At 36.0% G+C, this 26,969-nt stretch carries 21 protein-coding genes; 14 read left to right on the forward strand and 7 right to left on the reverse strand.

Going from position 1 to position 26,969, the window contains the following annotated elements:
- Nucleotides 1-537: 537 nt before the first annotated feature.
- From ACQKFG_RS23910 to ACQKFG_RS23930, 5 genes are all read right to left on the reverse strand, one after another.
- Nucleotides 538-1,128, reverse strand: a complete 591-nt coding sequence (locus ACQKFG_RS23910; RefSeq protein ID WP_427563480.1) for a hypothetical protein — start codon at nucleotides 1,126-1,128, stop codon at nucleotides 538-540.
- On the reverse strand, nucleotides 1,115-1,525 hold the full coding sequence (locus ACQKFG_RS23915; RefSeq protein ID WP_427563482.1) for a hypothetical protein: 411 nt from the start codon (nucleotides 1,523-1,525) through the stop codon (nucleotides 1,115-1,117). Before ACQKFG_RS23915 ends, ACQKFG_RS23910 begins: the two co-directional genes overlap by 14 nt.
- A gap of 238 nt (nucleotides 1,526-1,763) precedes the next feature.
- Complete coding sequence (locus tag ACQKFG_RS23920) at nucleotides 1,764-2,060, reverse strand: hypothetical protein (RefSeq protein WP_427563484.1); 297 nt, start codon at nucleotides 2,058-2,060, stop codon at nucleotides 1,764-1,766.
- 883 nt (nucleotides 2,061-2,943) lie between these two features.
- Nucleotides 2,944-3,216 carry a DUF3847 domain-containing protein gene (locus tag ACQKFG_RS23925; RefSeq protein ID WP_061466458.1) on the reverse strand — a complete coding sequence of 91 codons (273 nt, stop codon included), beginning with the start codon at nucleotides 3,214-3,216 and terminating at the stop codon, nucleotides 2,944-2,946.
- A 5-nt stretch (nucleotides 3,217-3,221) separates the two neighbouring features.
- Entirely contained in the window at nucleotides 3,222-3,488 is a 267-nt protein-coding gene (locus ACQKFG_RS23930) for a hypothetical protein (protein ID WP_427563486.1), read from the reverse strand.
- A gap of 215 nt (nucleotides 3,489-3,703) precedes the next feature.
- Here ACQKFG_RS23930 and mobQ point away from each other — a divergent pair, with 215 nt between their 5' ends.
- The 12 genes from mobQ (at nucleotide 3,704) to ACQKFG_RS23990 (ending at nucleotide 20,734) form a co-directional block, all read left to right on the forward strand.
- A complete protein-coding gene (gene mobQ / locus ACQKFG_RS23935; protein ID WP_427563488.1) occupies nucleotides 3,704-5,716 on the forward strand; it encodes a MobQ family relaxase in 2,013 nt (670 codons plus the stop codon).
- 958 nt (nucleotides 5,717-6,674) lie between these two features.
- On the forward strand, nucleotides 6,675-7,700 hold the full coding sequence (locus ACQKFG_RS23940) for a LacI family DNA-binding transcriptional regulator (protein ID WP_427563490.1): 1,026 nt from the start codon (nucleotides 6,675-6,677) through the stop codon (nucleotides 7,698-7,700).
- Complete coding sequence (locus ACQKFG_RS23945) at nucleotides 7,697-8,875, forward strand: thiolase family protein (RefSeq protein WP_427563492.1); 1,179 nt, start codon at nucleotides 7,697-7,699, stop codon at nucleotides 8,873-8,875. Before ACQKFG_RS23940 ends, ACQKFG_RS23945 begins: the two co-directional genes overlap by 4 nt.
- Before the next feature lie 496 nt (nucleotides 8,876-9,371).
- A complete protein-coding gene (gene fabG, locus ACQKFG_RS23950) occupies nucleotides 9,372-10,112 on the forward strand; it encodes a 3-oxoacyl-ACP reductase FabG (RefSeq protein ID WP_427563494.1) in 741 nt (246 codons plus the stop codon).
- A gap of 26 nt (nucleotides 10,113-10,138) precedes the next feature.
- Nucleotides 10,139-11,026: a 3-hydroxyacyl-CoA dehydrogenase family protein gene (locus ACQKFG_RS23955; RefSeq protein ID WP_427563496.1), complete on the forward strand. Its 888-nt coding sequence runs from the start codon at nucleotides 10,139-10,141 to the stop codon at nucleotides 11,024-11,026.
- Nucleotides 11,027-11,047: 21 nt separating this feature from the next.
- On the forward strand, nucleotides 11,048-12,652 hold the full coding sequence (locus ACQKFG_RS23960) for an acyl CoA:acetate/3-ketoacid CoA transferase (RefSeq protein WP_427563498.1): 1,605 nt from the start codon (nucleotides 11,048-11,050) through the stop codon (nucleotides 12,650-12,652).
- Between the two features lie 39 nt (nucleotides 12,653-12,691).
- Nucleotides 12,692-13,699 (forward strand): TRAP transporter substrate-binding protein, encoded by a 1,008-nt coding sequence (locus tag ACQKFG_RS23965; protein WP_427563542.1) that lies wholly within the window; start codon nucleotides 12,692-12,694, stop codon nucleotides 13,697-13,699.
- Nucleotides 13,700-13,745: 46 nt separating this feature from the next.
- The gene (locus tag ACQKFG_RS23970) at nucleotides 13,746-14,240 is read left to right on the forward strand and encodes a TRAP transporter small permease (protein WP_427563500.1); all 495 of its coding nucleotides are present in this window, start codon (nucleotides 13,746-13,748) and stop codon (nucleotides 14,238-14,240) included.
- 1 nt (nucleotide 14,241) lies between these two features.
- Nucleotides 14,242-15,513, forward strand: a complete 1,272-nt coding sequence (locus ACQKFG_RS23975) for a TRAP transporter large permease (RefSeq protein ID WP_427563502.1) — start codon at nucleotides 14,242-14,244, stop codon at nucleotides 15,511-15,513.
- A 108-nt stretch (nucleotides 15,514-15,621) separates the two neighbouring features.
- On the forward strand, nucleotides 15,622-17,232 hold the full coding sequence (locus ACQKFG_RS23980) for an acyl CoA:acetate/3-ketoacid CoA transferase (protein WP_427563504.1): 1,611 nt from the start codon (nucleotides 15,622-15,624) through the stop codon (nucleotides 17,230-17,232).
- A 113-nt stretch (nucleotides 17,233-17,345) separates the two neighbouring features.
- Nucleotides 17,346-18,494 (forward strand): glycerate kinase, encoded by a 1,149-nt coding sequence (locus ACQKFG_RS23985; protein WP_427563506.1) that lies wholly within the window; start codon nucleotides 17,346-17,348, stop codon nucleotides 18,492-18,494.
- A 1,367-nt stretch (nucleotides 18,495-19,861) separates the two neighbouring features.
- On the forward strand, nucleotides 19,862-20,734 hold the full coding sequence (locus ACQKFG_RS23990) for a MurR/RpiR family transcriptional regulator (RefSeq protein WP_427563508.1): 873 nt from the start codon (nucleotides 19,862-19,864) through the stop codon (nucleotides 20,732-20,734).
- Between the two features lie 66 nt (nucleotides 20,735-20,800).
- On the opposite strand, the gene ACQKFG_RS23995 is transcribed toward ACQKFG_RS23990, so the two are convergent.
- Nucleotides 20,801-22,054, reverse strand: a complete 1,254-nt coding sequence (locus ACQKFG_RS23995) for a dicarboxylate/amino acid:cation symporter (protein WP_427563510.1) — start codon at nucleotides 22,052-22,054, stop codon at nucleotides 20,801-20,803.
- A 19-nt stretch (nucleotides 22,055-22,073) separates the two neighbouring features.
- Nucleotides 22,074-23,375 (reverse strand): aminotransferase class V-fold PLP-dependent enzyme, encoded by a 1,302-nt coding sequence (locus ACQKFG_RS24000; RefSeq protein ID WP_427563512.1) that lies wholly within the window; start codon nucleotides 23,373-23,375, stop codon nucleotides 22,074-22,076.
- A gap of 1,084 nt (nucleotides 23,376-24,459) precedes the next feature.
- On the opposite strand from ACQKFG_RS24000, the gene ACQKFG_RS24005 reads away from it, so the two are divergent.
- Nucleotides 24,460-25,824, forward strand: a complete 1,365-nt coding sequence (locus ACQKFG_RS24005) for a sigma-54 interaction domain-containing protein (RefSeq protein WP_427563514.1) — start codon at nucleotides 24,460-24,462, stop codon at nucleotides 25,822-25,824.
- A 103-nt stretch (nucleotides 25,825-25,927) separates the two neighbouring features.
- Complete coding sequence (gene speB, locus ACQKFG_RS24010; protein WP_427563515.1) at nucleotides 25,928-26,914, forward strand: agmatinase; 987 nt, start codon at nucleotides 25,928-25,930, stop codon at nucleotides 26,912-26,914.
- The last annotated feature ends 55 nt before the right edge of the window (nucleotides 26,915-26,969 follow it).

Here is a 26,969-nt window from a genome sequence, read left to right on the forward strand (position 1 = left end):
TATGGTGTAATGTGTGCTCCCATGGTTGTTTTAAATGCTTTTAAACAAGAAACAAAGAACGCTTATAGTTTATTGAACAAACAAAAAAGATTGAGGACATTAAAATTTTTGTGATTGAAGTAGAGAGCAAGGATCACTGGTGAAAGTGCTATGGGTGACTAAGTTGCCTTGCTCGAAATATAGCAAAGGGCTAATGTTACACATCAGCACCAACTGTGCTACAAAAAATACTAACAATAGATAGGACTTGTCCCCCTGTGTAGTAAGCCAATTCGATATCCGATAAATTTGGGGTGATTATTGATGGAAATATTGTTGGATCAATAGTCCGTTGATATGAAATAGAAGAGAAGTTATTGGTTAACGAAGGGGGCCAGTGCAGAACACCAAAACGCATAGGTAATGAGCTTGAAGAAACTTATACAAGTTCATTACCTACGCAAATTGCATTGTGAACGCTTAGGTCCATATTTTGAAATTTAGTCAGAGATTAATGGACTTTCCCCTTCAAATGTTTTCCTTAGCCTTTCGTATATTCTATTCGGTTTCATCATCAAGCAGGCGCAAGATATTTTCTATGACACCCGCATGATCACCTTTTCGAAATTTATCAATAAAGTCTATATAAAGAAGCTCAAATACCTTTTCTAGTGTATAGCCATGTTCTGGCTGAACTTCCTCCATATCTGCAAGCAAAATCTCTCCACGTAAGGCGTATTTCCTTCTCATGCGTAAATTCAACGTTTTTATTTCTTGGTTCTTTTCTTTATGGATTAATTTAAAAGCAGAATCCCCATACTTTTCAAGTCTTGAATCTTTACCCGCATACTTATCCAATGAGGTGAGCAATCGGAATATGGCATTTGAGTCTGGATTCTTTTTCGCAAACAGTAAAAAGTCATTATATAAAAGATTCATCAAGTCGTTTTGTTCGAAATGCAGGTCTGATAGGTCTTGAATATCTTCACAGAAAACTTCTGCTCGTAGAAATAGATTCAAGGGGACGTCTATACTCAGTAAGATGGTTGAAGATTTATTTACTTTATGGAGTAGCTTTCCGATAAAGTTTGTTGATCCGATTAAAGATAATTCTTCATCTATAAGATTGGCTTGGCTATATTTCCCCATCGGTTACGCCCCCTAGTTGCCTTTTTTTGTATGCTTCTACAAATATCCGATGTGCTGCTTTTCGAACGCTACATTTCCAACCGGCCGCATAATCGCCTATCCTTTGATACGTTTCGTGATCTACTTTGCAATGAACCGTGTAAGGCTGGTCTGTATAGGTGACGTCAGGGTATACGAGGACCTGTTCAAGACCAAACAACAGTATTTCCGTGCCAAAGGCTGTTTTGGAGCCATTCCAGTATCGTCGGGATTCCCGTCTTAAAATCATGTCCATGGGTTCGTCCACGGGGATTTTTATGTCATGAAGCTTATCCGAACGAATTTTTCTTTTTTGTGGTTCAATCGTTTTTTTATTAGAAGAAGAGAGAACCGGATTCAAATGTTTAATCTTTCCCATTTGGTTTTCCCCTTTCAGAATCGTCTTTTTCTTTGGGTTGGTTGGTCAGTTGGTTACATCGTTACGCTATGTCAAGAGTGGAGGGAGGTATATTTACTAGGGATTGTGGCAAGGCTTTTTTTAAGTGAGGTGATACGAAATGAGTAAAGATATTTCAAAGGAACTGGCTGAAAAGCTTGCTAATAAGGCATCCACGCTACATTACGTAAAGAGCACAAATGAATCTAAAAAGAAATAATTAACCTAAAATAATCTTGATTCCACCCTGTTCAGTGAGTTTGTATGGGGCTTGATTCTGTTTTGTAATATAGTTTTGATCTGTCCAGTAACCATCTTCATCCCGCCCCCAATCCGGGCAGGGGAGAGGGACGTCAGCAATTTTATGTTTTTGAAGGATACTTTTATACTCGTTTGAATGTGCCGCAACAAATAAGGCCAAACGGATAATTTGATTACGGTCCAGATCGGTCGCTTTATACACATTCTCTATATAATTTTTATAAACATCCGGGTATCTAACGGTAGGTCTATACACTATTTTCCTTCCTCCTTTTTAAATAGTATATGGACGTCTGCTGGTTAAAATGCCATTTGGTCAAATATGGTTTAGTGCGAAAATTCTGAAGTTGACTAAGGAATAATTAATCTAGATTAGACTAGTCTGGTTTTTCAAAAACCGCAACAAACTAGTCTAACCTAGATTAGTTTGTTGTGGTTTAGCTTATTTTGTTATTTGAATCCATGGAACTTCTAATAAAAAGGGATAGGTAAAAAAGAAAGAAAATTTGTCTGTTTGTTTTACTACTGCGCAGTTAGATTAAGAAGGTAAGAGGGGGCATGTCCTACCCGAAACATAGTAAGATAAGGCCAAGTCTATATTTTGAATAGCCAGAAGGGATCCCCTTCTTAAAACAAAGTACGTTTGCCTAGACATTAATATCGATTGATAACCACTACCTGTAAGGTTAACCCTAAAACTGCTTCATTTAGTCACATTTTAGGCTACGAAACCATAGAACGTTCTGGAAACCAGAAGATATTAAAAGACAAAGAGAATAAAAGGTTCAAGAAGAGCTGAATATTCTTATCAAGAGTTACCACCTAAAATCGATGTAAAAAGGCAAACACATATTAGTCATGTCTAATATGTGTTTGCCTTTTTTTCGAAGCGAAACAATCTATCATCATGTTCAGTTTACTTGATCTAATTTTGGTTTGTTCATTCATGATAATTAATTATTTTAAAGACGTAATAATACCATTACTGATAAGAACTAAATAATTCATACTAAGTGTAAAAAAACTAAAAGGATAAAAAATGATACCTCGATCATGAAAATTGAAAGGAAGAAAATAGCGAAACTGTGTATGTGTGGTTAATTTATGGGGCGTTCAAGAATGGCTTTATCTTATTATTTTTAATGGACTTCCTCATCTAAACTTTTTATCTGTCGAATTACATATTCTTTATTTTTATTTTTAAAATTTGCTAATACTTTTAGTAAGTTTTCAGTGTCCTTGAGGGACATACTTTCTTCTTCTAAGTACTTTTCCAAAAGTGCTCCTTTTTGAATCAGTCTGCGCGTTCGTTCTTTTCTGGCTTCGTTTGAAACTTTATGTTCTAAAACCCTCTTCTTTTGCTCCAGAACCTTTATTCTGTCCTTCATTTTTTGTAATTCTTCATTAGGCATATGAATTACCCTTTAGGTGGATTTTGTGAAATATTCTTCTCTTCCTCATCATCCTCTTTTGAAGAAGAGGCTTCACTTAATGATTTCACTTGATGATTAAAGGAATCAATTAATTCCTTTGCTTCTTTCACATCTTCCACTTCCCATGAATCCATAAGATATTTCCCAATTTCCCTTTGAGTGTTGGTCAATATCCTTTTCTGTTTTTCCTTCAATCTTTTGATTTGCTCTTCAATACTTAATATTTGTTCTTTCGTATTCTGTTTTACCAACAATAGCACCCCTTGTGGATCTTTTTCCTAATTGTAACGCTTGTCCTAGAATATGGAAAGTGATAGAATGATCCCGAAGATAAGATCAAGGGCGCACTTATATACCACTATCGTGATATTGTGCATTGGCTTCTCCTTCGAAGAAACCAATTTCGTGAAGCGTCTGAAAAATTCGCTTCGCTCATGTTATGAAAAGAAAGAGAGGTGCTTGAACCGTGGCCATCTACCATTTCTCCAATCAGATTATTTCAAGAAAAAAGCAACAAAATACCATTGCTGCAGCTGCATATCGGTCTGGTGAGCGATTGGTAGATGAAAGAACCAATGAGTCCAAGTTCTATAAAAGACAAGTGGAACCGATTACTCATATTCTTGCGCCTAGTCATGCACCTAAATGGGTATATGATCGTCAGCAATTATGGAATGAAGTGGAGAAAGTAGAAAGACAATGGAATGCACAACTGGCCCGTGAAATGAATGTAGCCTTACCAAAGGAACTATCTCATGAAGAGCAAGAACAATTAGCCATTAAATTTTGTAATGAGGTTTTTGTGAAGGATGGCATGGTCGCAGATTTAGCGATCCATAGAGATAATGAAGAAAATCCACACTTTCATATCATGTTAACCATTCGACCTTTTAATGAAGAGGGAACATGGGGAAATAAACAAGTTAAGATTAAAGAAATCATTAATGGAAAACAACAAATAAAAGCCATACATACAACTGATTGGAATACCAAAGAAAAGCTTGTTTACTGGAGAGAGCAGTGGGCGACTTATGCAAATCAATTCTTAGAGAAAAATGGTTTTCCTGAAAGGATCACACATTTATCGAATAAAGTTCAAGGGCTTGAAACACTCCCGACCATTCATGAAGGAGTTGTTGCAAGGCAATTGCAAAATGAAGGGAAAGAATCTGAAAGAATTCGGATAAATATGGAGCGTAAAGAGTACAACAAAATTATCATCGAACTGTCAGAAGTGAAGAAAGAAAAACAGATAAAAGAAAGAACAGAGAAGTTTGTTCGCCGCTTCACTCCTTTAGAGAAAAAACAATTACGTGAGACAGCCAAATCCTTACGACTTTTTGTCAATTTCGAAAACATCAACACTAGAAGGAACCAGTTGGATAAATGGCATGCCCGACTAGATTTTAGACAGGATTCCGTTGATACATTTAAAAAAATGAACCGGATTGAAAGAGAAACAGACATGTTAGATCAAGCTGAAAATATTTTGGGAAAAGAGGCCAATAGGTTTTTAGAAAAGTATTACCCGCACTTAAATATTGAGGAGCTTTCTAAAGAACAAAAAATTGAAGTGGTTGAAACGACGGTTACCCAGAATAAAGGGTTAAGTAGCCATGAAATTGAAAAAGTTATACTTGATTTAGAGAAAAAACAAACCGAAAAGGACTTATATGACCTACTGAATAATAGACCACAGTTTGTTTTTTCCGTACAAAAAGAAATACAACGTGCAGAAAAGCAGTTCGAGGATTTGCGTTTGAAAAATGGGGTTAATTTTGCTGATGGGTCAACAATCAAAAATGCTTCTGAAAAAGAGTTAAGTCAAATGCAGTTTTTATTAAAACAAAAAGAGAATTTGAACAAAGCATTAGGCCTGTTGGGGCAGCTTTATGACCAACAACTTCACGCTATGTATCCGAATTGGGATGGACGTAATTATTTATCGATTGAACAAAAGGAATTCTTTGTCATGGCAGAAGAGTACTATGGGACAAACATTACGCCTGAGGATTTTTCAAACCCACCAAGAAAATACTCTAAAGATGAACAAATAGAAATTATTTTCTCTTTTTATCAAATTAGTAACGGTCATATGAATTCATATAAACAAAATCAATCTATTGAGCTCTTAAATAAGAGGTATCCAGATTTCCAAACGGATAATCAATCTTATAAACATATGTTCTATTATGAGTGCATGCGATATTCAGATGAAATTGGCCAAGAACGAATGAATCAACTTAAAAGTGCATTTGATGTCCAGTCTGTTGGTGAAGAAGAGGACTTCCAACTTGAGCGTTCCACCACTTTCGGTCCGAAATCAAATCATAATTCAAACTTCTTGTCTTATGATGGTTCCGATTTCTTTTCTATTCTTGAGAGTGCCATCCGTGAAGCTGATCGAAAATGGAGAGAAGATGAACTTGAACAGAAGAATAAAAACAAGAGGAAAAGACAAAAGGGAATGGAACGCTAGTATTGGGGTTATTTGATGGATGTCGAACACATTCTAGCGTTCTTATCGAAGGCTTGCTAGCTCAACCTTTTTCGTAGGTGAACAATGAAGCAGATGCACTAATTGAAAAAATAGAAAAGTAGGTGAATCCACGAACTTGATTCATTTTTGGGGGTCCTCTACCGATTTGGAAGCTACAACACATGGATTCAATGATTATGTACGAAACTATATGTTTTTGGAAGATAGAAATCTGAGTTCTATAGCCATAGGAGGCTTTAATTGTTCATCCTATGTGCTCGCGGTTAAGAAATTAGGGTTAGAATAAGGCCTATTATCTTCTACCAGATCGAAAATATTCCCATTTTTTTCTTAGATTGGAGTTATATCAAAATGTTGAAGGTACCCGAGCTATTGTCGATAAAAATATTATAGATTTTGTTTATTTTAAAATAAACCTCGTTAGAATATAGACAATAATCTTCATCCATAAATAGCTAAATACTCATTATTCTTATTTAGCAAGAGTTGTTTGAGATTCTCACAAAAATGTTGATTAAAAAGTAAAGATTAATATAACTTGTTGAGTATTGGTTTTTGCATGTACCTCTTCTTCTCTAATTCAAGGTCATCTAAATCTATTATTTTAATCATATAGATTAATGATGTGCCTTAGCTTGATGGGCATGTGACGCTACCCCGTAAGTAGTTTTTTGGTTATTTCCTAAAAAACCCCACATAAAACAACTTGGTTATTTAACCGATGGATGTAAGTGACTTACACTTGAAATTTGAATTTTACTAGCTATTCAATAAAAGTTTGTATTTTTATATGAACTCACCAAAATGTGTTGACAATATTTAGAATGTTTTATAATATTTAAATCAACTAAACGTTTAGCTAAACGTTTTTCTTTGAAGAAAGATGGTTTGTGCTGTTTTAGTTTTTCAGCTAAACGTTTCGCCGGAGGTAGGATATATGGTTACAATAAAAGACGTAGCAAAAAAAGCAAAGGTCTCTATAGCTACAGTATCAGCAGTCATTAATAGTAATAAATTTGTGAGTGATGAGTTAAAGGAAAGAGTAGAAATTGCTATAAAGGAGTTGGAATATCGTCCAAATAAAATAGCAAGAAGTTTAAAAAAGAAAGAAACATATCTTATTGGAGTAATAGTTACAGAAATCACTAATCCTTTTTATCCACTAATGTTTAAGGGAGTAGAAGATGTTGCTCTTGCAAATAAATACAATTTAATGTTGTGCACCTCTGGTGATAATCCTCAAAAAGAGTATGAATTAGTTCAATCGATGGTGGATCATGGAGTGGATGGAATTGTATTAGCTACAATTGATAAAGAAAATTCAAAAAGCATTCAATTACTTGAACAAGAGGGAGTTCCTCATATTCTAATTAACCGTGCACCGCAAAAATACAAGGGAAACCTAGTACGTATCAACAGCTATAAAGTTGGAGAATTAGCGACTGAATTTCTAATTAATATGGGTCATGAAGATATTGCATTTATTGGAGGTGATCGATTAAATAGCTGGGAGCGCGAAAAAGGTTATAAAGACACACTTACTAAACATGGGATTAAACTGAAAAATAATCGCATTATCATGAGTGATTATGGAATTGATAGCGCTTACCAAGGCATTCAACAATTAATTGAAAGTGATGATTTACCGACAGCTATTTTTGCTGCGAGTGACATTATGGCTTTTGGAACTATAAAAGCATTATTGGATAAAGGATATAAAATTCCTCAAGATATATCAGTCATTGGGTCAGATAATATCTCTTTCTCAGAAGACTTCCTTATTCCATTAACAACAGTTGATGCACAGACATATGAAATTGGAAAAATGGGCTGTGAAATTTTAATCGCTTCACTAACCAATAAAGACGGGATTGAAAATCAGAAACACTTGCTTGAACCTAAAGTAATTATTAGAAAAAGTTGCCAATCGATTAAAAATGAAAGGAAAGGTGATAGTAAATGAAAGAAGTCGTCATTGTGAGTTATGCACGAACAGCAGTTGGAACAATGGGGGGCGCTATTAAAGATATTCATGCTGCAGATTTAGGTGCAGTGGCTATTAAAGAAGCAATTAATCGTGCAGGTATCAGTAACGACCTTATAGATGAAGTAATAGTAGGGTGTGTGGGTCAAGTAGCTGAAAGTGCTTTCATTGCCAGAATGTGTGCTATTCGCGCGGGTATTCCCGCTAGCAGTAATGCTTATACTGTGAATCGTTTATGTGGCTCGGGCCTTCAGGCTATTAACAGTGCCGTACAACAAATTCAAACAGGTAATGCTGAGGTGGTCGTAGCGGGTGGAACAGAAAATATGGATCAACTTCCTTACTATATACGTAAAGGCCGCTACGGATACAAATTCGGTCATTCGGAATTAGAAGATGGATTGTTAACCGCTCTTACTGATCCGTTTGGAAAGTACCCAATGGGAGTAACAGCGGAGGTTGTTGCAGAACGCTATAATGTTACTCGTGAAGAGCAAGATCAATTTGCTTATGAAAGTCAAATAAAAGCAATTGAAGCTATTGATAAAGGTTACTTTAAAGAGCAGATCGTTCCAGTAGAAGTAACCGGTAGACGTGGAGAAGTGACAATTTTTGATACAGATGAGCACCCAAGAAGGGGAACAACACTAGAAAAACTATCAAAATTGAAACCAGCTTTCAAAGAGGGTGGTACTGTAACACCTGGAAACTCTTCCGGAATTAATAACGGTGCAGCAGCCTTAATATTGATGACAAGCGATAAAGCAGAAAAACTTGGCTTGGAGCCTATTGCCTATGTCCGTGAGCAAGCTTTAGCAGGAGTTGAACCAGAAATTATGGGGTTTGCGCCAGCACCTGCTGTAAAAAGACTGTTAGAAAAAGCAAATTTAAATTTAAATAACATTGACTTAATGGAGTTGAATGAAGCCTTTGCTGCCCAATCTGTCGCTGTATTAAAAGACCTTGGAATTGAAAAAGAAAAGGTAAACGTGAATGGTGGAGCAATTGCTTTGGGTCATCCAATTGGAGCATCAGGGGGAATTATTACTGTGAAATTATTAGAAGAGTTAAAAAGAAGAGGTCTAAAACGGGGGGTTTCCACAATGTGTATTGGTGGGGGCCAAGGGATTGCAACTTTATTTGAATTAGTATAATTCGGGTCATAATATTCCATCTGATCCAAAGAAGATCTGGTATAACCCTAAAGATGTGCTTGCTTCGATGCATATAAAATCAATCGAGTTAGAAATAGCGGCATGAAATTTTATAGTATTCTCTTATTACTCTTAATTAATCGAGGGAATTCAAGACAATTAAAGCACGGGGAAGCCGAAATTCACTTTCCATTAGGGCATAGATTCCGAAAAAGAGAAAAATCGGCCTCCAAGCCCTTGAGAGCTAGAACGAAGTAAGGGCATAAACCCAGTGTAATATGGGAGGGTAAATGGTAAATCCCAAAGGCAAATGAGGAAATCCATATGCAATCATTTTTTTTGAGTATAAAGGAAGAATACTATTTCCTCTATACATTTATAACCTATGAATCACATATTTTTTTAAAAATTCAAATACCATTCTAATTGTTCTTTAGTCTAAAAGACAAAACGGGAGTAAATAAGAGAAACAATACTTATAGTGGGAGGAAATATTATGATTAATTTGACAGGAAAAGTAGCAATTGTAACCGGAGCTGCAAGAGGATTAGGACAAGGAATTGCCAATAAACTCGCCAGCTTAGGGGCACATGTTGTAATTACTGACATGAACAATGATGGAGCAGAAAGCACAGTTGCTGGAATAATGGAGCAAGGTGGAAGTGCAGAATCTTATATTTGTAATGTGGCAAATAAAGAAGAAGCAAATACTCTTATTAACCAAACAGTTGAAAAACATGGAAAGCTAGATATTCTTGTGAACAATGCTGGTATTAACCGTGATAGCATGTTGCACAAAATGGATCATGAGCAATGGGATGCGGTTATTGGTGTTAATTTAACAGGCGTTTTTAACACAATGCAACCTGCCAGTGGTATTATGCGTGAACAAGCGGCAGGCAGAATTATCAATATTTCTTCAGCGAGTTGGCTTGGGAATGTGGGACAAGCAAATTATGCTGCTGCTAAAGCTGGTGTGGTAGGGATTACAAAAACTGCTGCAAGAGAGTTAGGAAAGAAAAATGTTACAGTTAATGCAATTTGTCCTGGTTTTATTGATACGGACATGACAAGGGGTGTTCCCGAAAAAGTGTGGGACTTAATGGTTTCGAAAATTCCAGCAGGTAGAGCGGGAAAACCGGAAGATGTAGCAAATTGCATTGCCTTTTTAGCTTCAGAACAAGCTTCTTATATTAACGGTGAAGTGATTAATGTTGGCGGAGGAATGGTTCTATAAAATACATAGAAATTGGGAGGTGTATTATGCCAGAAATAAATAAGGTATCAGTGATTGGTGGAGGGTTAATGGGGTCCGGTATTGCGCAAGTAATCGCGGAATCCGGAAAAAGTGTAACATTAGTCGAAGTAAATGGTAAACAATTAGAAAATGCTATGGTAAGAATTCAGAATAACCTTGAGCGAAAAGCTGAAAAAGAAAAATTAGCAAATGATTTTGTAGAAGAGACGATGGGGAAAATAAATGCCACGGTAGAAATAATGGACATTATCAATTCAGACTTAGTTATTGAAGCGGTCCCGGAAATTTTAGAAACAAAGAAAAAAGTTTTCAAACAGCTTGATAGCATTGTTAATCCGAATACTATTTTAGCTTCTAATACTTCTGGGTTATCTATCGCTGCAATTGGTGCCTCAACGAAATGGCCAGATAAGGTCATTGGGTTACACTTCTTTTATCCAGCTCCATTGATGAAACTAGTGGAAGTCATACCTTCTATTATTACCTCACCAGAAACGTTTGAAACTGCTAAGAGATTTATTAAAGAAATTAACAAAAACGCAGTAACGTGTAAAGATTACCCAGGATTTTTAGTAAATAGATTGTTAATCCCTATGGTTAACGAAGCTATTTATTGTGTTATGGAAGGGACAACTCCTGAAGATATTGATGATGCAATGAAATTCGGAGCGAATCATCGAATGGGACCTATTGCTTTAGCTGATTTTGTCGGACTTGATGTTCTATTAGCAACTATGGAAGGTTTATATGAGGGGTTTAGCGATTCAAAATATAGACCAGCACCTTTGTTGAAAAAATTGGTCGAATCAGGAAACCTAGGAAGAAAAACAGGAAGAGGCTTTTATAATTATAGCGAGAAAGGCGAAAAAATTGAACAATTGGTTGAAAGATAATAAAAAAGAGGAGAGGACATATTGAATAAAAAAACAAATGCTCAAACAATAGTTTCTTCCATTAAAAATGAAAGTACGCTAGCATTGTGTGGCTTTACGCTTATGGGTGCTTGCGAAACATTTTTAAAAGAACTAGAAGAAAGTTTTCTAAAAAAGGGTTATCCTAATAACTTAACGGTTATTCATGCTGCTGGTCATAGTGATCGGAAAAACGGAATAGAGCGTTTAGCATATAAAGGGCTTGTTTCAAAGATTATAGGTTCACATTGGGGACTAGCACCTAAATGGGGAGAGCTTATTAATAATAATGAGGTAGAAGCTCACTGTCTACCACAGGGACAGTTAACTCACCTTTTTCGTGCTATGGCTGGAGGAAAACCAGGGAATTTCTCTAAAGTCGGCATTGGAACATTTGTTGATCCGCGGATTGAGGGAGGACGAATTAATGAAAAAGCAAAACAAAATGATAGTTATGTAGACTTAATTAGTATTCAAGGGGAGGAGTATCTTTTTTATAAAGAAGTACCAATTGACTTGTGTGTTATTCGAGGAACAACCGCAGATGAATTTGGAAATGTAACTATGGAGGAAGAGGCGCTAAAGTTAGAAGCGCTTTCTATAGCGCAAGCAACAAAACGATATGGTGGAAAAGTGATTATTCAAGTGAAAAATTATGTGAAACGGGGAACCCTTTCTTCAAAAGATGTAGTAATTCCTGGTATTTACGTAGACGATATTCTTCTAGCTGAGGATCCTTTACAAGATCACCGACAGACAGCATGTTCTCATTACAATCCAGTCTTCAGTGGATGGCTAAAAGAACCTCTTGAAGAAATCGATGCTCTTCCATTGGATATTAGGAAAATTATTGGCCGACGTGCCGTAAAAGAATTATTCCCAGGTGCAATAGTGAACCTTGGGACAGGTATCCCAGGTGATACTGTTGGACCTGTTTCAGAAGAAGAAGGAATATTAGGAGATATTAATTTAACAGTCGAATCAGGAGCGATTGGCGGACAACCACTAGGTGGAACAGATTTCGGAATTACGAGAAACGCTGAAGCAATTATTGAACATCCATATCAATTTGATTATTACACTGGTCGTGGTGTAGATATCACATATATGGGGACTGCAGAGGTTGACTTTCAAGGAAATGCGAATGTAAGTAAATTCGGTTCAAAGACAGTAGGATGCGGTGGCTTTATTGATATTACGCAAAATGCTAGGAAGGTAGTCTTCTGCTCCACTTTTACAGCTGGAGGGTGTGAAGTAGTTATTAAAGATAAAAAAATTAAGATAGCTAGGGAGGGAAAATTCAGAAAATTCAAGGAATTAATCGGACAAATTACATTTAGTGGGGAGTTTTCAAAAAATAAAAATCAAGAAGTTCTGTACATTACAGAACGAGCTGTCTTTCAGTTGACACAAGATGGATTGATGTTAATTGAAATAGCTCCAGGTGTGGATATTAATCGTGATATTTTAGCTCAGATGGATTTCGAACCAATTATTTCCAGTGAATTAAAAGAAATGGATTCTGAGATATTTTCAGAAGATAAAATGGCGTTTAGGGAACAGTTTTTTGAGAGCGGTTTCAATCAAAAACTGTTATTGCTTAATTAAATTGCGTATCAAATAAAGGAGGAGTTTTCATTGAAAAAGATGTGGAGAAAGGTCCTTGCCATAACAGCTGTATTATCGATGGTCGTAGTGGCTGGATGTGGAACGAATCAAGCAGGTGGTACAGAAACTGATGGAGAAAAAAGAGTATTTGATGTGAGTCTTCCATTAGGAGAAGGTTCTCATCATGATGAAGGGTTAAAAAAGTTTAAAGAAGAGCTTGAGCGTTTAACAGATGGTCGTTTGTCAGTGAAGCTCCACTACAACAATGAATTAGGTGGGGAACGCGAAATCACTGAAGGTATGGGAATAAATACAATAGACATGGGATTGGCATCGACTGGTCCTTTGGGGAGTTTTGTAAAAGATATTTACATGTTTGATTTACCGTATTTGTTCAAAGACGTAAATCATGCTTACGCTGTTTTAGATAGTGAAATTGGAGAAGAATTAGCTAAGAAGATTGAAGAGCAAGCAAATGTAAAAGTGTTATCCTGGTGGGAAAACGGAACGCGTCATGAAACAAACAGTGTACGAGCTGTTAAAACTCCAGAGGATTTAAAAGGGATTAAACACCGTACACAAGAAAGCGAAGTGCAAGTTGACACATGGAGAGCTTTTGGGGCAGATGCGACACCAATGGCATGGCCTGAAGTATATACCGGATTACAGCAAGGGGTAATTGAAAGTCAGGAAAACCCGATTCCAACAATCCTAGATGTGCGTTTTCATGAGGTTCAAGACTATTTAAATTTAACAGGTCACGTTTATTCACCGCTACCATTCATGATGAGCAAGCAATTGTTTGATTCTCTTTCTAAAGAGGAACAGAAGGCTATTTTAGAAGCGGCTAAATTGGCAACACCTGCTCAGCGTGAAGCAAGCCAACGCTTAGAGCAGGAGGCATTGAAACAGCTTGAAGAAAATGGGATGGAACTAGTTCAGCCGGATCTAGATGCATTTAGAAAGGCTGTAGAACCAGTCTATGAAAAATGGGCCCCACAAATCAATGAAGAGCTAATCGATAAAGTACGTAATTTTCAGTACTAGCAAAAAGGGGGAGTTTCTTCCCCTTTTCAAAAAAGGAGGTATGGTGATGGTTCATGCTTTAAGAAAGTATGTCCGCATAACAGATTACATCAACAAAGGGGTAGGATGGTTACTGTTCGCAATGCTAGCCGTGATGAGCATTCTTATCTTTTGGCAGGTATTTGCACGATTTGTTGCAGGTAATTCACTTACGTTTTCAGAGGAAGCATCACGTTTTCTGATGATTTGGCTAGTTCTTTTGGGTACTGCATACTCAATAAAGGGAGGATCGCTCATTGCCATTGATCTTCTTCAGAGCAAATTAAAAGGTAATGCACAAAAGACAGTTAAGTTGATTATGTCTATTATCGCCTGCGTTTTTTATGTAATCCTCCTTATCAATGGCTTTGAAATAGCTCAATCGGTGTCATTCCAAACTGCGCCGACTACAGGCCTTTCGATGTTTTGGCCAATGCTAGCTCTTCCTGTAGGTGGTCTCCTTATGTTTATCAATACAATAGCTGTATTAATTGAAGATTTTATTGGCAAGGAGGAACAATAAAATGATTGCACTGTTATTTCTTTCGTTGGCGGTCTTTTTTGCACTTGGTGTTCCAATTGCCATTTCTTTAGGGTTTTCTTCCGCTTTAGTAGCGGGAATGGGAGAATTGGCTCCTTTACAACTTGTTCCCCAGCAAATGTTTAATGCTATCAACTCGTTTCCTTTAATGGCTATTCCATTCTTTATATTAGCAGGTTCCTTGATGCAAACAGGAGGTATTTCGCAAAGACTCGTTAACTTTGCAAGTAGCTTAGTGGGGCATATTACAGGTGGTCTTGCGATGGTTGTTATTGTCACGTCCATGTTCTTTGCCGCAATCTCTGGTTCAGGAGCGGCGACAACAGCTGCCATAGGTTCGATCTTAATCCCAGCCATGATTGCTAAAGGATATGATCCAAACTATGCCAGTGCAAACCAGGCTGTATCAGGTGCACTCGGAGTCATAATTCCACCAAGCATTCCGCTTATTTTATATGGGATCTCTGCTAAACAATCTGTAGGAGATATGTTTATAGCAGGAATAATACCTGGGGTAATTGTTACGATTTCCCTATTAATCTCTGCCTATATTATTTCAAAGAGAAAGGGATATATGGGAGTAGAAAAAGCATCTTTAATGGATATAGGTAAAGCCTTTAAAAGTGCCATTTTATCATTATTAATGCCAATTATTGTACTTGGTGGAATTTATGGAGGGATTTTTACCCCAACAGAAGCCGCGGTCATCGCTGTATTCTATTCATTCGTAGTGGGAGTATTTGTTTATCGTGAGATTAAATGGAAGGATATTCCGAAAATATTCAGAGAATCTTCTGTTACAACTGCTATTACTATGATCATTATTTCAACGGCTGGATTATTCAGTTTTGTTTTGAATCGATTGAAAGTTCCAGATCTTGTATCTGATATGTTCCTTGGTGTTTCAACAAATGTCTACATATTTATCATAATTGTAAATGTTTTCCTACTTATTGTTGGGATGTTTATGGAAGCTGCTGCAGCAATTTTGATTTTCGTACCGATTTTATTGCCGGTTGCTACTAGTTTAGGGATGGATCCGGTCCATTTTGGAATTATTGTTGTAGTTAATTTGGCAATTGGTCTTGTGACGCCTCCGGTTGGACTTAATTTATTCGTAGCTTCAAAAATTTCCAATATAAGGATTGACCAAATTTCTAAGGCTATTATTCCTTTCGTTTTAATCCTGTTTCTCGATGTGCTCATTATCAGTTTGATTCCGTTCTTCTCAACGTGGCTCCCATCTATTATGTAGAGAAGAGGGATTGAAATGGAAAGTATTTTTTAACTAGATTTAGAGGATAATTATTAGGTTTAACTTCTCCGTTACGATTCGATTATTTTTTTAGAGGAGGGAAATGAGTTGGTTAAACAAATAAATGCTAAGGACCTTGCTTGTGAAATTCCTGAAGGGAGCACAATTGCTTTAGTCGGTTTTGGAGGGATGGGGCAATGTGATAAAATTTTGCAAGCTATTGGTCAACAATTCAAAGAAACAGGTTATCCAAACAATTTGACTGTTTTTCATACAGCTGGACAATCGGATAAATCAAATGGAATAGAGTATATTGCAGAAGAAAGACTCATCTCTCGGGTTATCGGTGGACACTGGGGACTTGCTCCTAAGATGAGGAAATTAATTGAGGGAAATAAAATTGTATGCTATTGCTGGCCTCAGGGCCAATTAACCCATTTATTACGGGCGATGGCAAATAAGCTACCTGGACAAATATCACCGGTTGGACTTGGGACGTTCGTTGATCCTCGGGTAGATGGTGGAAAGTTCAACGAGAAAACCAAATCAAAAGAAGACCTTGTTAAACTCATAACCATTGAGAAGGAGGAATTTTTATTATACTCCTCAATTCCGTTTGATTATGTTTTTATTCGTGGAACAAGCATTGACGAAAATGGAAACATTACGACGGAAGAGGAACCTCTAAAACTGGAAATCTTGTCGGCAGCCCAAGCAGCTAAAGCATACGGTGGAAAGGTAATTGCACAAGTTAAGTACTTAGCTAAAAAAGAAACATTTCACCCAAAGGATATTGTAGTGCCTGGTTATCTTGTTGATGCTTATGTACTTGTTGATGATCCGGCCACAGAGCATAGACAAACTCCTAGCGAAGTATACTCTCCTATCTTTTCTGGTGATTTGCGGACCCAGACAGGGAATTTTAAACCTATTCCGCTCGATATACGCAAGATAATTGGTAGAAGGGCAGTTCAAGAATTAACAAAAAATGCTGTCGTTAACTTGGGAATTGGAATACCTGGGGATGTCATTGGCCCTATTACGAACGAAGAAGGGATAAATCAAGATTTAGTATTAACGCTTGAATCAGGAATAATTGGCGGTGTTCCAATTGGAGCAAATGAATTCGGATTAGCAAGGAATGCATCTGCCATATTAGAACATGAATATCTATTCGATTATTATCATGGTGCAGGTATAGATATTACCTTTATGGGAGCAGCTGAGATTGATTGTTTGGGTAATGTAAATGTATCAAAATTTGGGGAAAGAACAGTGGGGTGCGGAGGCTTTATCGATATTACCCAGACTGCTAAGAAAGTTGTATTCTGTACAACTTTCACCGGAGGAGGGTTAAGGGCTTCTATCGAAAATGGAAAAATCGATATTTTACAAGAAGGACGAATAAATAAATTCACAGAAAAAGTAAGCCAAATTACATTTAGTGGTGAATTCGCTACCGAGCATTTAAAGAATGTCATGTATGTTACAGAAAGAGCAGTTTTCATTTTAACAAAAGAAGGTTTAATGTTGACTGAGATAGCTCCTGGAATAGATCTTGAAAAACATATTTTGAATATAATGGATTTTAAGCCGATTATTTCAAAGGATCTAAAAGTGATGGATGTTCAAATTTTTAAAGATCAGTTAATGAATCTCCATGAAAATTGGACAGTAAAAAATCATGAAAAACAAAGCTATAGTGAAGCTATTAACTAATTACTCTGTGAGTGACTAAAATTTTAGTTGCTCTATTCTTTTAAAAGCGAACATTTTAAATTTAAAACACTTTATGCATAAACAATAAAAGTAGATAATCGAGGGATAAAAATATGAAAATTGTTATTTCACCAGATTCTTTTAAAGGAAGTGTGTCTGCTTTTGAAGCAGCTATTGCTATAGAAAAAGGCGTTAAAAAAGCTATTCCTAATACAGAAACGGTTTTAGTACCCCTTGCTGATGGAGGAGAAGGCACAATGGATAGTTTAATAGCTGCAACAAACGGAAGAAAGGTTAAAGCTATTGTAAAAGATCCCCTAGGCATCCCGATAGAGGCTGAATATGGATGGCTTGGAAATGGGAAAACGTGTGTAATTGAAATGGCTAGTGCATCTGGAATATGTCTTATTTCAAAAGAAAACCTAAACCCTATGGGGACTACCACATACGGAACAGGAGAGTTAATCAAGAAAGCATTAGATGAAGGCTGTCGCCATTTTATACTAGCTATTGGTGGAAGTGCTACTAATGACGGTGGAATTGGGATGCTTCAGGCTCTTGGAATGAAATTGTTGAATGAGTCCGGTGAGTCGGTAGCTTTTGGCGGAAAAGGGTTGAGTGAGATTGCTGTTATTGACGACATTGATTGGGATCCTCGTATTATTGAATCAGAATTTTTAATAGCTTCGGATGTACAAAATCCTTTGATAGGAATTAACGGAGCTTCTAATGTGTTTGGTCCTCAAAAGGGGGCGACACCTCAGATGGTTGATTTGCTTGAAAAAGGTATGCATAAATGGGCTGATTTGGTAGAAAACCAAACAGGCATTAAGCTTCATGACTTTCCGGGAGCCGGCGCAGCAGGAGGGATTGGAGGAGCATTTATTGCATTTTTTCCATCAAACATAAAGAGAGGTATTGATATTGTTATTGAGTACTCTGGATTAAGAAAAGCTCTAAAAAATACGGATATCGTTATAACAGGAGAAGGACAAATTGACTTTCAGACGGCATCGGGGAAAGCGCCTATGGGCGTTGCACAAGAAGCTTGGAAACTGGGTATTCCTACATTTGTTCTCACTGGCTCAATAGGGGGAGGAATAGAAACTCTTTATCAATATGGAATTCAATGTGTTCATAGTATTGTAAGTGGGCCTTTGTCACTTAATGAAGCAATAGAAAAAGCCTCAGAATTATTATCTCAACGTGCGGAACAAGTAATGAGAACTTATCTAAGTGCTCTCGAAAAGAATCACGCTTAGTCGGGGTTCAGTCGAGATACATGTAATTTTAGGTCATTTATTGTATTTTATTTACAAATATACAAAAGGCACCCTGATATATTGCCGAAAACCGTACTTTTTGTAATCATTTTTTCTGTTTTAGTGATTGCTAGTTCTATTGAGTTTATTCATTACCAAAAAACGTATCCAAAAAGATTATCAAGTACTTTTACAAAAATACTGAAATAGCATGGAGAAAGTAGTGTTTAGGAAATAATGTGGTACTGGTGCAAGAACTTCAAAAGGGTGATGATATCCTGCGAATAAATCGAGTATTTGTGAGAAAATAGAATTAAACTGAAGGAGTTTAATAAGAAGCAAGGATTTTTCTTTATTGTATCGAAAAGATTATAGATAGAGTAAAGGAAAGTAGTGAAAAATGATAATTAATAAAAAGATAAACACACAGTTTAATTCAGTGATTTAATGGTTCCATTGATTACAGTAAGATATGAAGGGCTAGTAGAAAGTTATTTAGGAGAAACAGCAAATAGATTGAACGAATTATTTGATTATGTAAGACAAAGAGATGTGTATTGTTTTTTGATGAGTTTGATACGATTGATTGGTAAAGAGCGAGGGGATGCGCAAGAAACAGTGAAATAAAGCGTGACCCCCTGTGGAGATGGTATAAGAACCTGTTCGGAAGAACTGGGCAGACATTGGTGAGGCAGGAAAATCACTAAAGAGAGAGTACATTTTTTCAAGTCTCTGACAGAGATGCTCCATGAAATTGTGCAGCCGCTGTCAGGATTAAACATACTTCGCTTAAACCCTTTTTATCTTTTTCCCATAAAAATCACCATTTTGTACATTTGATTTGATATTTAAGTTGTCTCATTATATTAAACATCTATTTGACAGTATGTCTAATGAGGAGCATTCAGCCAGAAGAAGTAAAGGAAGTCGATTCCTTAATGTAGAGGAGATTGACTTTTCAGGTTGGAATACACTTAGTGTATAAAATCCCTAAAATGGACGGTATAGCACTGTTGCTACTGTTCGTAAAAGTACACTTTTACGACCGGCGGAGCGTACGCTCGATTTGGTGATGAAAACCAGAATTTAATACTCTGTTTAAAGGTAGTATGAAAAAAAATTCCCCTAATACACCGAGTAGTGCAAACCGTTGATACATAAATGTTTATAGAGGGAGGTTACTTTAATAAGCGTAGTGTCTTCGTGCTGTGATATTAATAATCTTCTTTGTTATTGATTCCTTTCTCTATTTCTTGCTTAGGTTAGGTTGTTTATAATCGGAACTGCTTTATACAAAAATGCTTCATGCTTTAAATAATTCTAATTTCTTATATAATAACCAATAGAGGAATATGGAGGTATATTAGATGGATTCATCACAAAGGTCGTTAAAAACAATTATAAGTAACTCCAAGCTCACAAAAAAAGAAGAAGAAATTGCAGAATATATTTTAAGTAATTTAACAGATGCGTGTCTTGTAACGTCAATAGAATTGGCTAATAGGTTAAATGTTAGCAATGCAACGATTATCAGATTCCCTAAAAAATTAGGCTTTTCTGGATATAGTGAATTTCAAAGGCATCTAAGAGAACAGTGCTATGAAGGAAGTTTGGCAATATCTGATGATGTTACCATACCTTCTGAAAGATTAAAGCTGAGTTATGATAAAGTTAAACAATCAGATTTATTAAATGACAATTTGAAAATACTTGAAAAAAATATTTCCTCTATATCAGAGAAAAACACATCTGCAGAATTCAACAAAGCAATAAATCATATCATTGATGCTAGAAGAGTTTATATTTTAGGTAGTAGAGCTAGAACTGGTTTGACGGAGATAATGGGAGTATTCCTTAATCAGATTATTGATAATATAGTTATTAATAGTACTAATTCTTTTACACCGTTTGATACCTTAGCTTCCTGTAGTAAGGATGATTGTGTCATTATTTTTTCATTTCCAAGATACTCTGAAGTAGACATTGCAGCAGCCAAAATGGCAAATGAGGCCAATGCAAAAGTTGTCATCATTACTGATAAAGCCACAGCACCCATAGCACATTTTGCTGATGTTTTACTTTTAGTTTCAGTGGATAGTAATGCTTTCTTCAATTCTTATACTCCGGTATTATTTTTAGCTGAATTAATATGTACACATGTTAGTAGAGCAACAGTTATTCAAAGTGAGGAAAAGTTAGAAAGAATTAATAAACATATCAGTCAGTTTGGGATGTATTAATAAAAAAAGGGGTTGTAAAAAATTTATTTTTTACAACCCCTTTTTTTATTAATTTAAATTATTATTTTATAATGCGTTCGTTTTATTAACAACCTTTTCTATAGGTTTAAGATACTCATCTTCAATCATATTTTCACTACGTGCTATACATAATGTGCTTACTACGTCACCTGTAACATTTAAGGTAGTGTGCCCCATGTCTATTATTCTATAAATACCAGCAATCATTCCAATGATTTCCATTGGTAGTCCTAATGTAGTTAGCAACATAATTGTCATAACAATACCACCGCCAGGAATGCCAGGGGATCCAACGGAAATTAATGTGGTCATTAAAATAATAAGTAATTGTTGACTTAATGGCATTTCAATTCCATATATTTGGGATACAAATATGACTGCAGCAGCGTAATACACAACGGCACCATTCATGTTCATAGTTGCTCCAATAGGAAGTGTAAACTGTGCTAGTTCCTCTTTTACTTTATAGTCTTCTTTGGTAACAGAAATGGTAACGGGTAAAGTTCCGGAACTACTTGTTGTACTTGCAGTTACTATCCAAATTTTACCGATTGATTTAAAAAATGTAGATATTGGAAATTTAGCTATGAATTTTAACATAAATAGGTACATCAAAATGATTACAGAGATCAAGCCTATATAGTCAACTAAAATAAATTTGCCTAAAGGTCCAAATATTTTTAACCCGTATTCACCAATGGTACAAGCCATTAACGCAGCTACACCTATAGGAGAAAATGCCATTATGATACCTGTCATCTTATACATTACTTCGGTACCCTCATCAAAAAACTTCTTAAGGGTTTCGGATTTGTTTCCGATTAATACGATGGAGATACCTAAGAACAAGGAGAAGATAATAATTTGCATCAGGTTCCCTTCTGAAAGAGCCTGTACAGGATTTGATGGAAATAAACCTAATACAGTTTCTCCAAAAGTAGGAATTTCAGAAGCCTCAAATTCAGATGAGGCCTCTATATTAGCTATATTTATTCCTTTTCCAGGTTTAAATAAGTGTGCAACTAGAAGACCTATACCACCGGCTAATAATGTCGTTCCAATATAATAGACTAAAGTTTTTGTTCCGATTCTCTTTAATTTTTGGACATCACCAATACTAAAGATCCCAGAAGTTATGGAGAAGAATATAAGTGGAACAACAATCATTTTAATTAGTGTTAAAAAGATATCTCCAATAGGTTTAACGATTAATATTTTTTCTTTAAAAATTAAACCTAGTATAATACCAATTACAAATCCAATAAAAACTTTTGTACCGAGCCCTAATTTTTTCTTCATTAATAGCCCTCCCCATAATTTATGAATTTGCCAATTCTCTAGTGACAGATAATTCTTTTGTTACAGATAAAAATTTATCGATATCATCTACTGTATGACAATGGAAAGGGGAAACTCTTATAGCACCTGTTAAGCCAATCGCTTCTAGTATACGTTTGGAATAAACACTAGAATTGACACGTTCATATACGGTAACTCCTCTATCCTGGTAATCTTTTCTAAGTTGTTCATAGTCTCGCCCCTCAATTCCAATTGCGACAATGAGGTCTCTTTTCGTTAAATCTGGATAATCCGCAAAAACTTTTACCTTATCCATGTGTCTCAATCCTTCAATTTTATCACTTCCTTCAAGTAGTCTATGCAGCAATGCTCTTTCATGTAAGACTATTTTTTCCATACCCTTAAGGTACAAATCTCTTCTAGACATGTCTCCTATACTGTCATATGAACCTAACCAGCATACATAATCGATAACTGCCGACATGGATGCAAATAAAGCAGGTGTAGGTGAACCAAGTTCCCATACACTGTCATCCTTTGCATATAGTTTTTGATGTGGAAGTTTCGATAGTCTATCAGAAACATAGGCAAATCCAATTCCTCTTGATGCCATAAACTTATATGGTGCAAAGTTTACTCCATCTATACCGAGTTGTTCTACATTGAGAGTCCCGTGTGGCATGTGCTGCACAGCATCGACAATAATATATAAATCTGGCTTTTTCGCTCTAGCTGTTTTTATAATCTTCTCGAGATCCATTATATTTCCTGAAATATTACTTGAAGCTATTACACTTAACAAAATTGTATCCTTATCAATTTTTTCGGTGATTGACTCAGGGTCAACAAACCCTGTATGAACATTTGCTTCAGCGACCCTAAATTCTTTATTGTTCTTTTTACAATAGAGTTTTACTGCGTCATAAGCAGAGGGATGTTCGATATTAGTAGTGACAGCATTGGTTCCTTCGACATTCTCAATAACAGTTGAAACCATTTTAAACATTGATTGAGATGCAGTTAAATCGGTGATTAGGGAACCAGACTTTGCCCCAAACATTACATTTAATATATCTTCAGTACAGCTGTCCATAATGCTATTAAAATCTATTGCTCTTTGATGATACCTTTCAGGGCAATCTGGTAATAAATCGATACTTTCCTTCATTTTAATAGCCTCTTTTAATCTTAAAGAACCACCTGAATTATCAAAAAACAGTCTTTCTCCATAGTCTGGATCGTGGTCAAGAAAAGCAAATTTTTCACACAGTTCGGCTAATAGTTTCTCGTTCATTAGTTTTCCCAATTTGTAATCGTTCATAATTGAGCCTCCTCTGCTTTAATTAAAGTGATTTCAATTCTTCATAAAGGAAAATAAATGAAGAATTTTCTTCATTTTGACTTTATCATAGCCGTTTCTTGATTACAATAAAATATTGAAAAATTTTAATAATTAAGAAAATTAAGAAATGGTTAATAAGGGATTTTTAACGGAAGCCATCTTCATATCCAGTGTGAATCAGCGCATCACGCCAAGGTCCGTGCAATATATGCTGACAAAATATAATGTGAATCCCCACAAGCTCCGGAATACGTTTGCCAAAAATTAATCGATAAGGGGAGACCTTCAAACCGTTTTAAAATTGATGGGTCATAAAGATTTGAACATGACCAAACGTTATGTGGGAGAAGGGAAAGAAGACTTGGAATTGTCCATTGAACATACTTTTGATTGATAAATTTATAAGGCAGGAAACCTTCATGCCCTATCTAGATATATATCGGGATGTATTCCCAAGCCCAGCTCCCCAGTGAAATTGCCAAAACACGGAATGAATTGGATGACGGTTTACATCCTAAAAACCCGCGCTCATAAGGAACCGAAAGGTTAAGAAAAGAAATCAATGACTTGATGGATGAATTGTTTGAAGATTAACAGAATAGCCCTTCTCATTTAAGAGAAGGGCTATTACGATTTGATAGACGCAGAAAGTTTATTTGTCTACATTTATTTGTTCATCTGATTTTTGGATGATTTCTTTTAGTTCTGCTGTATCACCTTTATAATTAATAATTTCAAAGATCTCATTTAAGCCATCTGAGGTTTTTCATCTTCCGTTTTCACTAAATCCCTCCTAATTGTGGTTATCTTTTAAGGTCTCCCAAATTAATAAAAATGACTCCTCCAAATAGGAGAGGGTGAAAAGGGACCTATGAGACACGCCGAAGCCCATTAAAAAAGTTTTTCCATTAATAAAAGAACGACTCTATTGCTTTGAAATGTAGGGAATTATCTGATGTAATCTGTTTTAATGCTTATTTAATTTTTGTGCTAGTATAAGAATAGATTTGATTATCAGTCAATTATGAATAGTGGATAATCAGTAATGACTAGGAGGTAAGCAATGGATTTAAGAGAAGATGTTTCTATACTTTTAAAACATATTTTGGAACATTCTTTTGATGAAATCTTTATTACTGACGCATTGGGTAATATTTTATACACAAGCCAAACCACCGAAAAAATGTTTGGAATTCCATTTAAACCAAAAATGAATCAAAATATCTTTGACCTCGAAAAAGATGGCGTGTTTTCTCCCTCCGTCATTGCGAATGTATTGAGAAGTGCAAGAAAAGAAACCCTTATTCAAGAAACTATACATAATAGGAAAACTATCATCTCTGGCTATCCTATCTATGATGACAAAGGAATTTTGATTGGAGCTCTTAGTTTCTCAAGGGACATAACAGAATTTGAATACTTAAAAAATGAAAACGAACAGGTTGCAAAAGCTGTTCAGTTATACAAAAAAGAAATTGAAAAATTAAAAAAACAGGCTATTAACACGTTTTTTCCTAATAATGAAAAAATGGGAAAAGTGCTTGATGTCATTTCAAAAGTAACAGATTTGGATGTAACTGTTTTGTTAGTTGGCGAGTCGGGGGTCGGTAAAAACCGAATCGCACGAATGATTCATGAAATGTCCAAAAGAAGCATTCACCCTTTTATTGAAGTAAACTGTGGCGCCATACCGGAATCATTAATTGAGTCTGAATTATTCGGATACGAAGAAGGAGCTTTTACAGGTGCAAATAAGGGTGGAAAACAAGGGTATTTTGAAGCTGCGGGGGAAGGGACGTTAATCTTAGATGAAATTGGAGAGCTCCCAATGAACCTTCAAGTGAAATTATTGTCTGTGTTACAAAACAAATCATTGATGAGAATAGGCGGGAATAAATCTGTTCAGCTTTCTTGCAGAATAATTTGTGCCACGAATCAAAATTTAGAAGAACTTGTAAATGCAAAGCAGTTCAGGGAAGATCTTTATTATCGTATAAATATTGTTAAAATTATAATCCCTCCTCTTAGGGAGAGAAGGGACGAAATCCTATCCTTGATTTTCGATATAACGAAAGAAATGAATAAGAAATATGACATGAATAAACGGTTTACACCAGCCATGCTTGCCTGGATCGGTCAACAAGAATGGAAGGGTAATATTAGAGAGTTGCGTAATTTTATTGAAAAAGCAGTTATCACCTCGGGCGAAGATGAGATTGACCTCGAGATTGAGGGTGAAGATTTTGAACAATTTTCAGAAAAGAGAATGAAAGAAACCACTTTGCAAAAGTATATGGAATCTATCGAAAAGGAGTTTATTATGCGCATGTATCAAAAATACCCAAGTAGTATTAAGCTTGCAGAAAAATTGAATATTAGCCAGTCGACAGCAAATAGAAAGATACAAAAGTATATAGAAGAGCGCTAGTCACTTTTGACTATATCCTCTCATGAATACTGACTTTTCAAAATGGCATGAAAATTGCTTTTTTTATAATGAGTGTAATAACATTTAGAAGGAGGCAATTAACATGTCTAATAGAAAAGAAAAAGATTATCTTAATCTTCCCTTTACAGGAATCTGTACGTTTGGAAAATACCCGATTTGTACTGACCTCGATCAACTTGATGCAGATGTAGCTGTCATTGGTGTTCCAAATGATATGGGTACACAATGGAAGTCAGGAGCGAGAATGGGGCCGCGTGGAATACGTGAAGGATCTACATTATATAGCTTCGGATTAGACGGTGCCTATGATATCGAAAAAGATATTATGTATTTAGGTCCCGATTGGAAAGTTGTTGATTGTGGCGATGTGGATATGGTACATGGAGATTTACTGCAGTGTATGGAGAATACAGAAGAAGCAATAAAAAAAATCGTTTCAAAAGGGGCGATGCCGGTTATTTTAGGTGGCGATCACTCTATTACAATTCCAGTAGGAAAGGGATTAGCTGAAGCGGGACCTTTCCATGTTATTCAAATAGATGCACATTTGGATTGGGCAGATCATCGCTCAGGGCAACGTTATGGTCATGGAAGCTGCATACGTCGGTTGTCTGAAATGGATCATGTGGATAAGATTTTTCAGTTTGGTATTCGAGGAATCAGTAGCAGCAAAAAGGAAGATGTCGATGCTGCAAGAGAATATGGAAGTGTTATATTATCACCGCGTCAAATGAGAAAAATGGGAATAGAAAGCGTTTTAGAACAAATTCCAGCCGGGGAACGCTTTTTCATTACCATTGATATTGATGGTTTGGATCCTTCGATAGCTCCTGCCACGGGAACCCCTTCTCCAGGCGGTCTCATTTATGATGAAGTAAATGAATTACTCGAAGGGATTGCGAAAAGGGGGCAGGTCATTGGGTTTGATATGGTCGAAGTAGCACCTCCATATGACCATGCGGGTATGACTGGACAAGTAGCAGCACGGCTTACTTTAGACTTAATGAGTTTTATTTTAAAAGAAAGAGAAATAGTGAGTGCTACTAAAACAGAAAAAATTTCCTTATGACTTAGAAAATATGTCATTGGTTTATTTGGCTCTTAGATTTACATAGAAAACGACT

Source organism: Peribacillus sp. NPDC076916, assembly GCF_050269675.1.
Taxonomy (GTDB): domain Bacteria; phylum Bacillota; class Bacilli; order Bacillales; family DSM-1321; genus Peribacillus; species Peribacillus aracenensis.

Coding starts and splice junctions, on each gene's coding strand:
- ACQKFG_RS23910 (WP_427563480.1), bottom strand. CDS start 1,128: ATGGGGAAATATAGCCAAGCCAATCTTATAGATGAAGAATTATCTTTA.
- ACQKFG_RS23915 (WP_427563482.1), bottom strand. CDS start 1,525: ATGGGAAAGATTAAACATTTGAATCCGGTTCTCTCTTCTTCTAATAAA.
- ACQKFG_RS23925 (WP_061466458.1), bottom strand. CDS start 3,216: ATGCCTAATGAAGAATTACAAAAAATGAAGGACAGAATAAAGGTTCTG.
- ACQKFG_RS23940 (WP_427563490.1), top strand. CDS start 6,675: ATGGTTACAATAAAAGACGTAGCAAAAAAAGCAAAGGTCTCTATAGCT.
- ACQKFG_RS23945 (WP_427563492.1), top strand. CDS start 7,697: ATGAAAGAAGTCGTCATTGTGAGTTATGCACGAACAGCAGTTGGAACA.
- fabG (WP_427563494.1), top strand. CDS start 9,372: ATGATTAATTTGACAGGAAAAGTAGCAATTGTAACCGGAGCTGCAAGA.
- ACQKFG_RS23955 (WP_427563496.1), top strand. CDS start 10,139: ATGCCAGAAATAAATAAGGTATCAGTGATTGGTGGAGGGTTAATGGGG.
- ACQKFG_RS23965 (WP_427563542.1), top strand. CDS start 12,692: ATGTGGAGAAAGGTCCTTGCCATAACAGCTGTATTATCGATGGTCGTA.
- ACQKFG_RS23970 (WP_427563500.1), top strand. CDS start 13,746: ATGGTTCATGCTTTAAGAAAGTATGTCCGCATAACAGATTACATCAAC.
- ACQKFG_RS23975 (WP_427563502.1), top strand. CDS start 14,242: ATGATTGCACTGTTATTTCTTTCGTTGGCGGTCTTTTTTGCACTTGGT.
- ACQKFG_RS23985 (WP_427563506.1), top strand. CDS start 17,346: ATGAAAATTGTTATTTCACCAGATTCTTTTAAAGGAAGTGTGTCTGCT.
- ACQKFG_RS23990 (WP_427563508.1), top strand. CDS start 19,862: ATGGATTCATCACAAAGGTCGTTAAAAACAATTATAAGTAACTCCAAG.
- ACQKFG_RS23995 (WP_427563510.1), bottom strand. CDS start 22,054: ATGAAGAAAAAATTAGGGCTCGGTACAAAAGTTTTTATTGGATTTGTA.
- ACQKFG_RS24000 (WP_427563512.1), bottom strand. CDS start 23,375: ATGAACGATTACAAATTGGGAAAACTAATGAACGAGAAACTATTAGCC.
- ACQKFG_RS24005 (WP_427563514.1), top strand. CDS start 24,460: ATGGATTTAAGAGAAGATGTTTCTATACTTTTAAAACATATTTTGGAA.
- speB (WP_427563515.1), top strand. CDS start 25,928: ATGTCTAATAGAAAAGAAAAAGATTATCTTAATCTTCCCTTTACAGGA.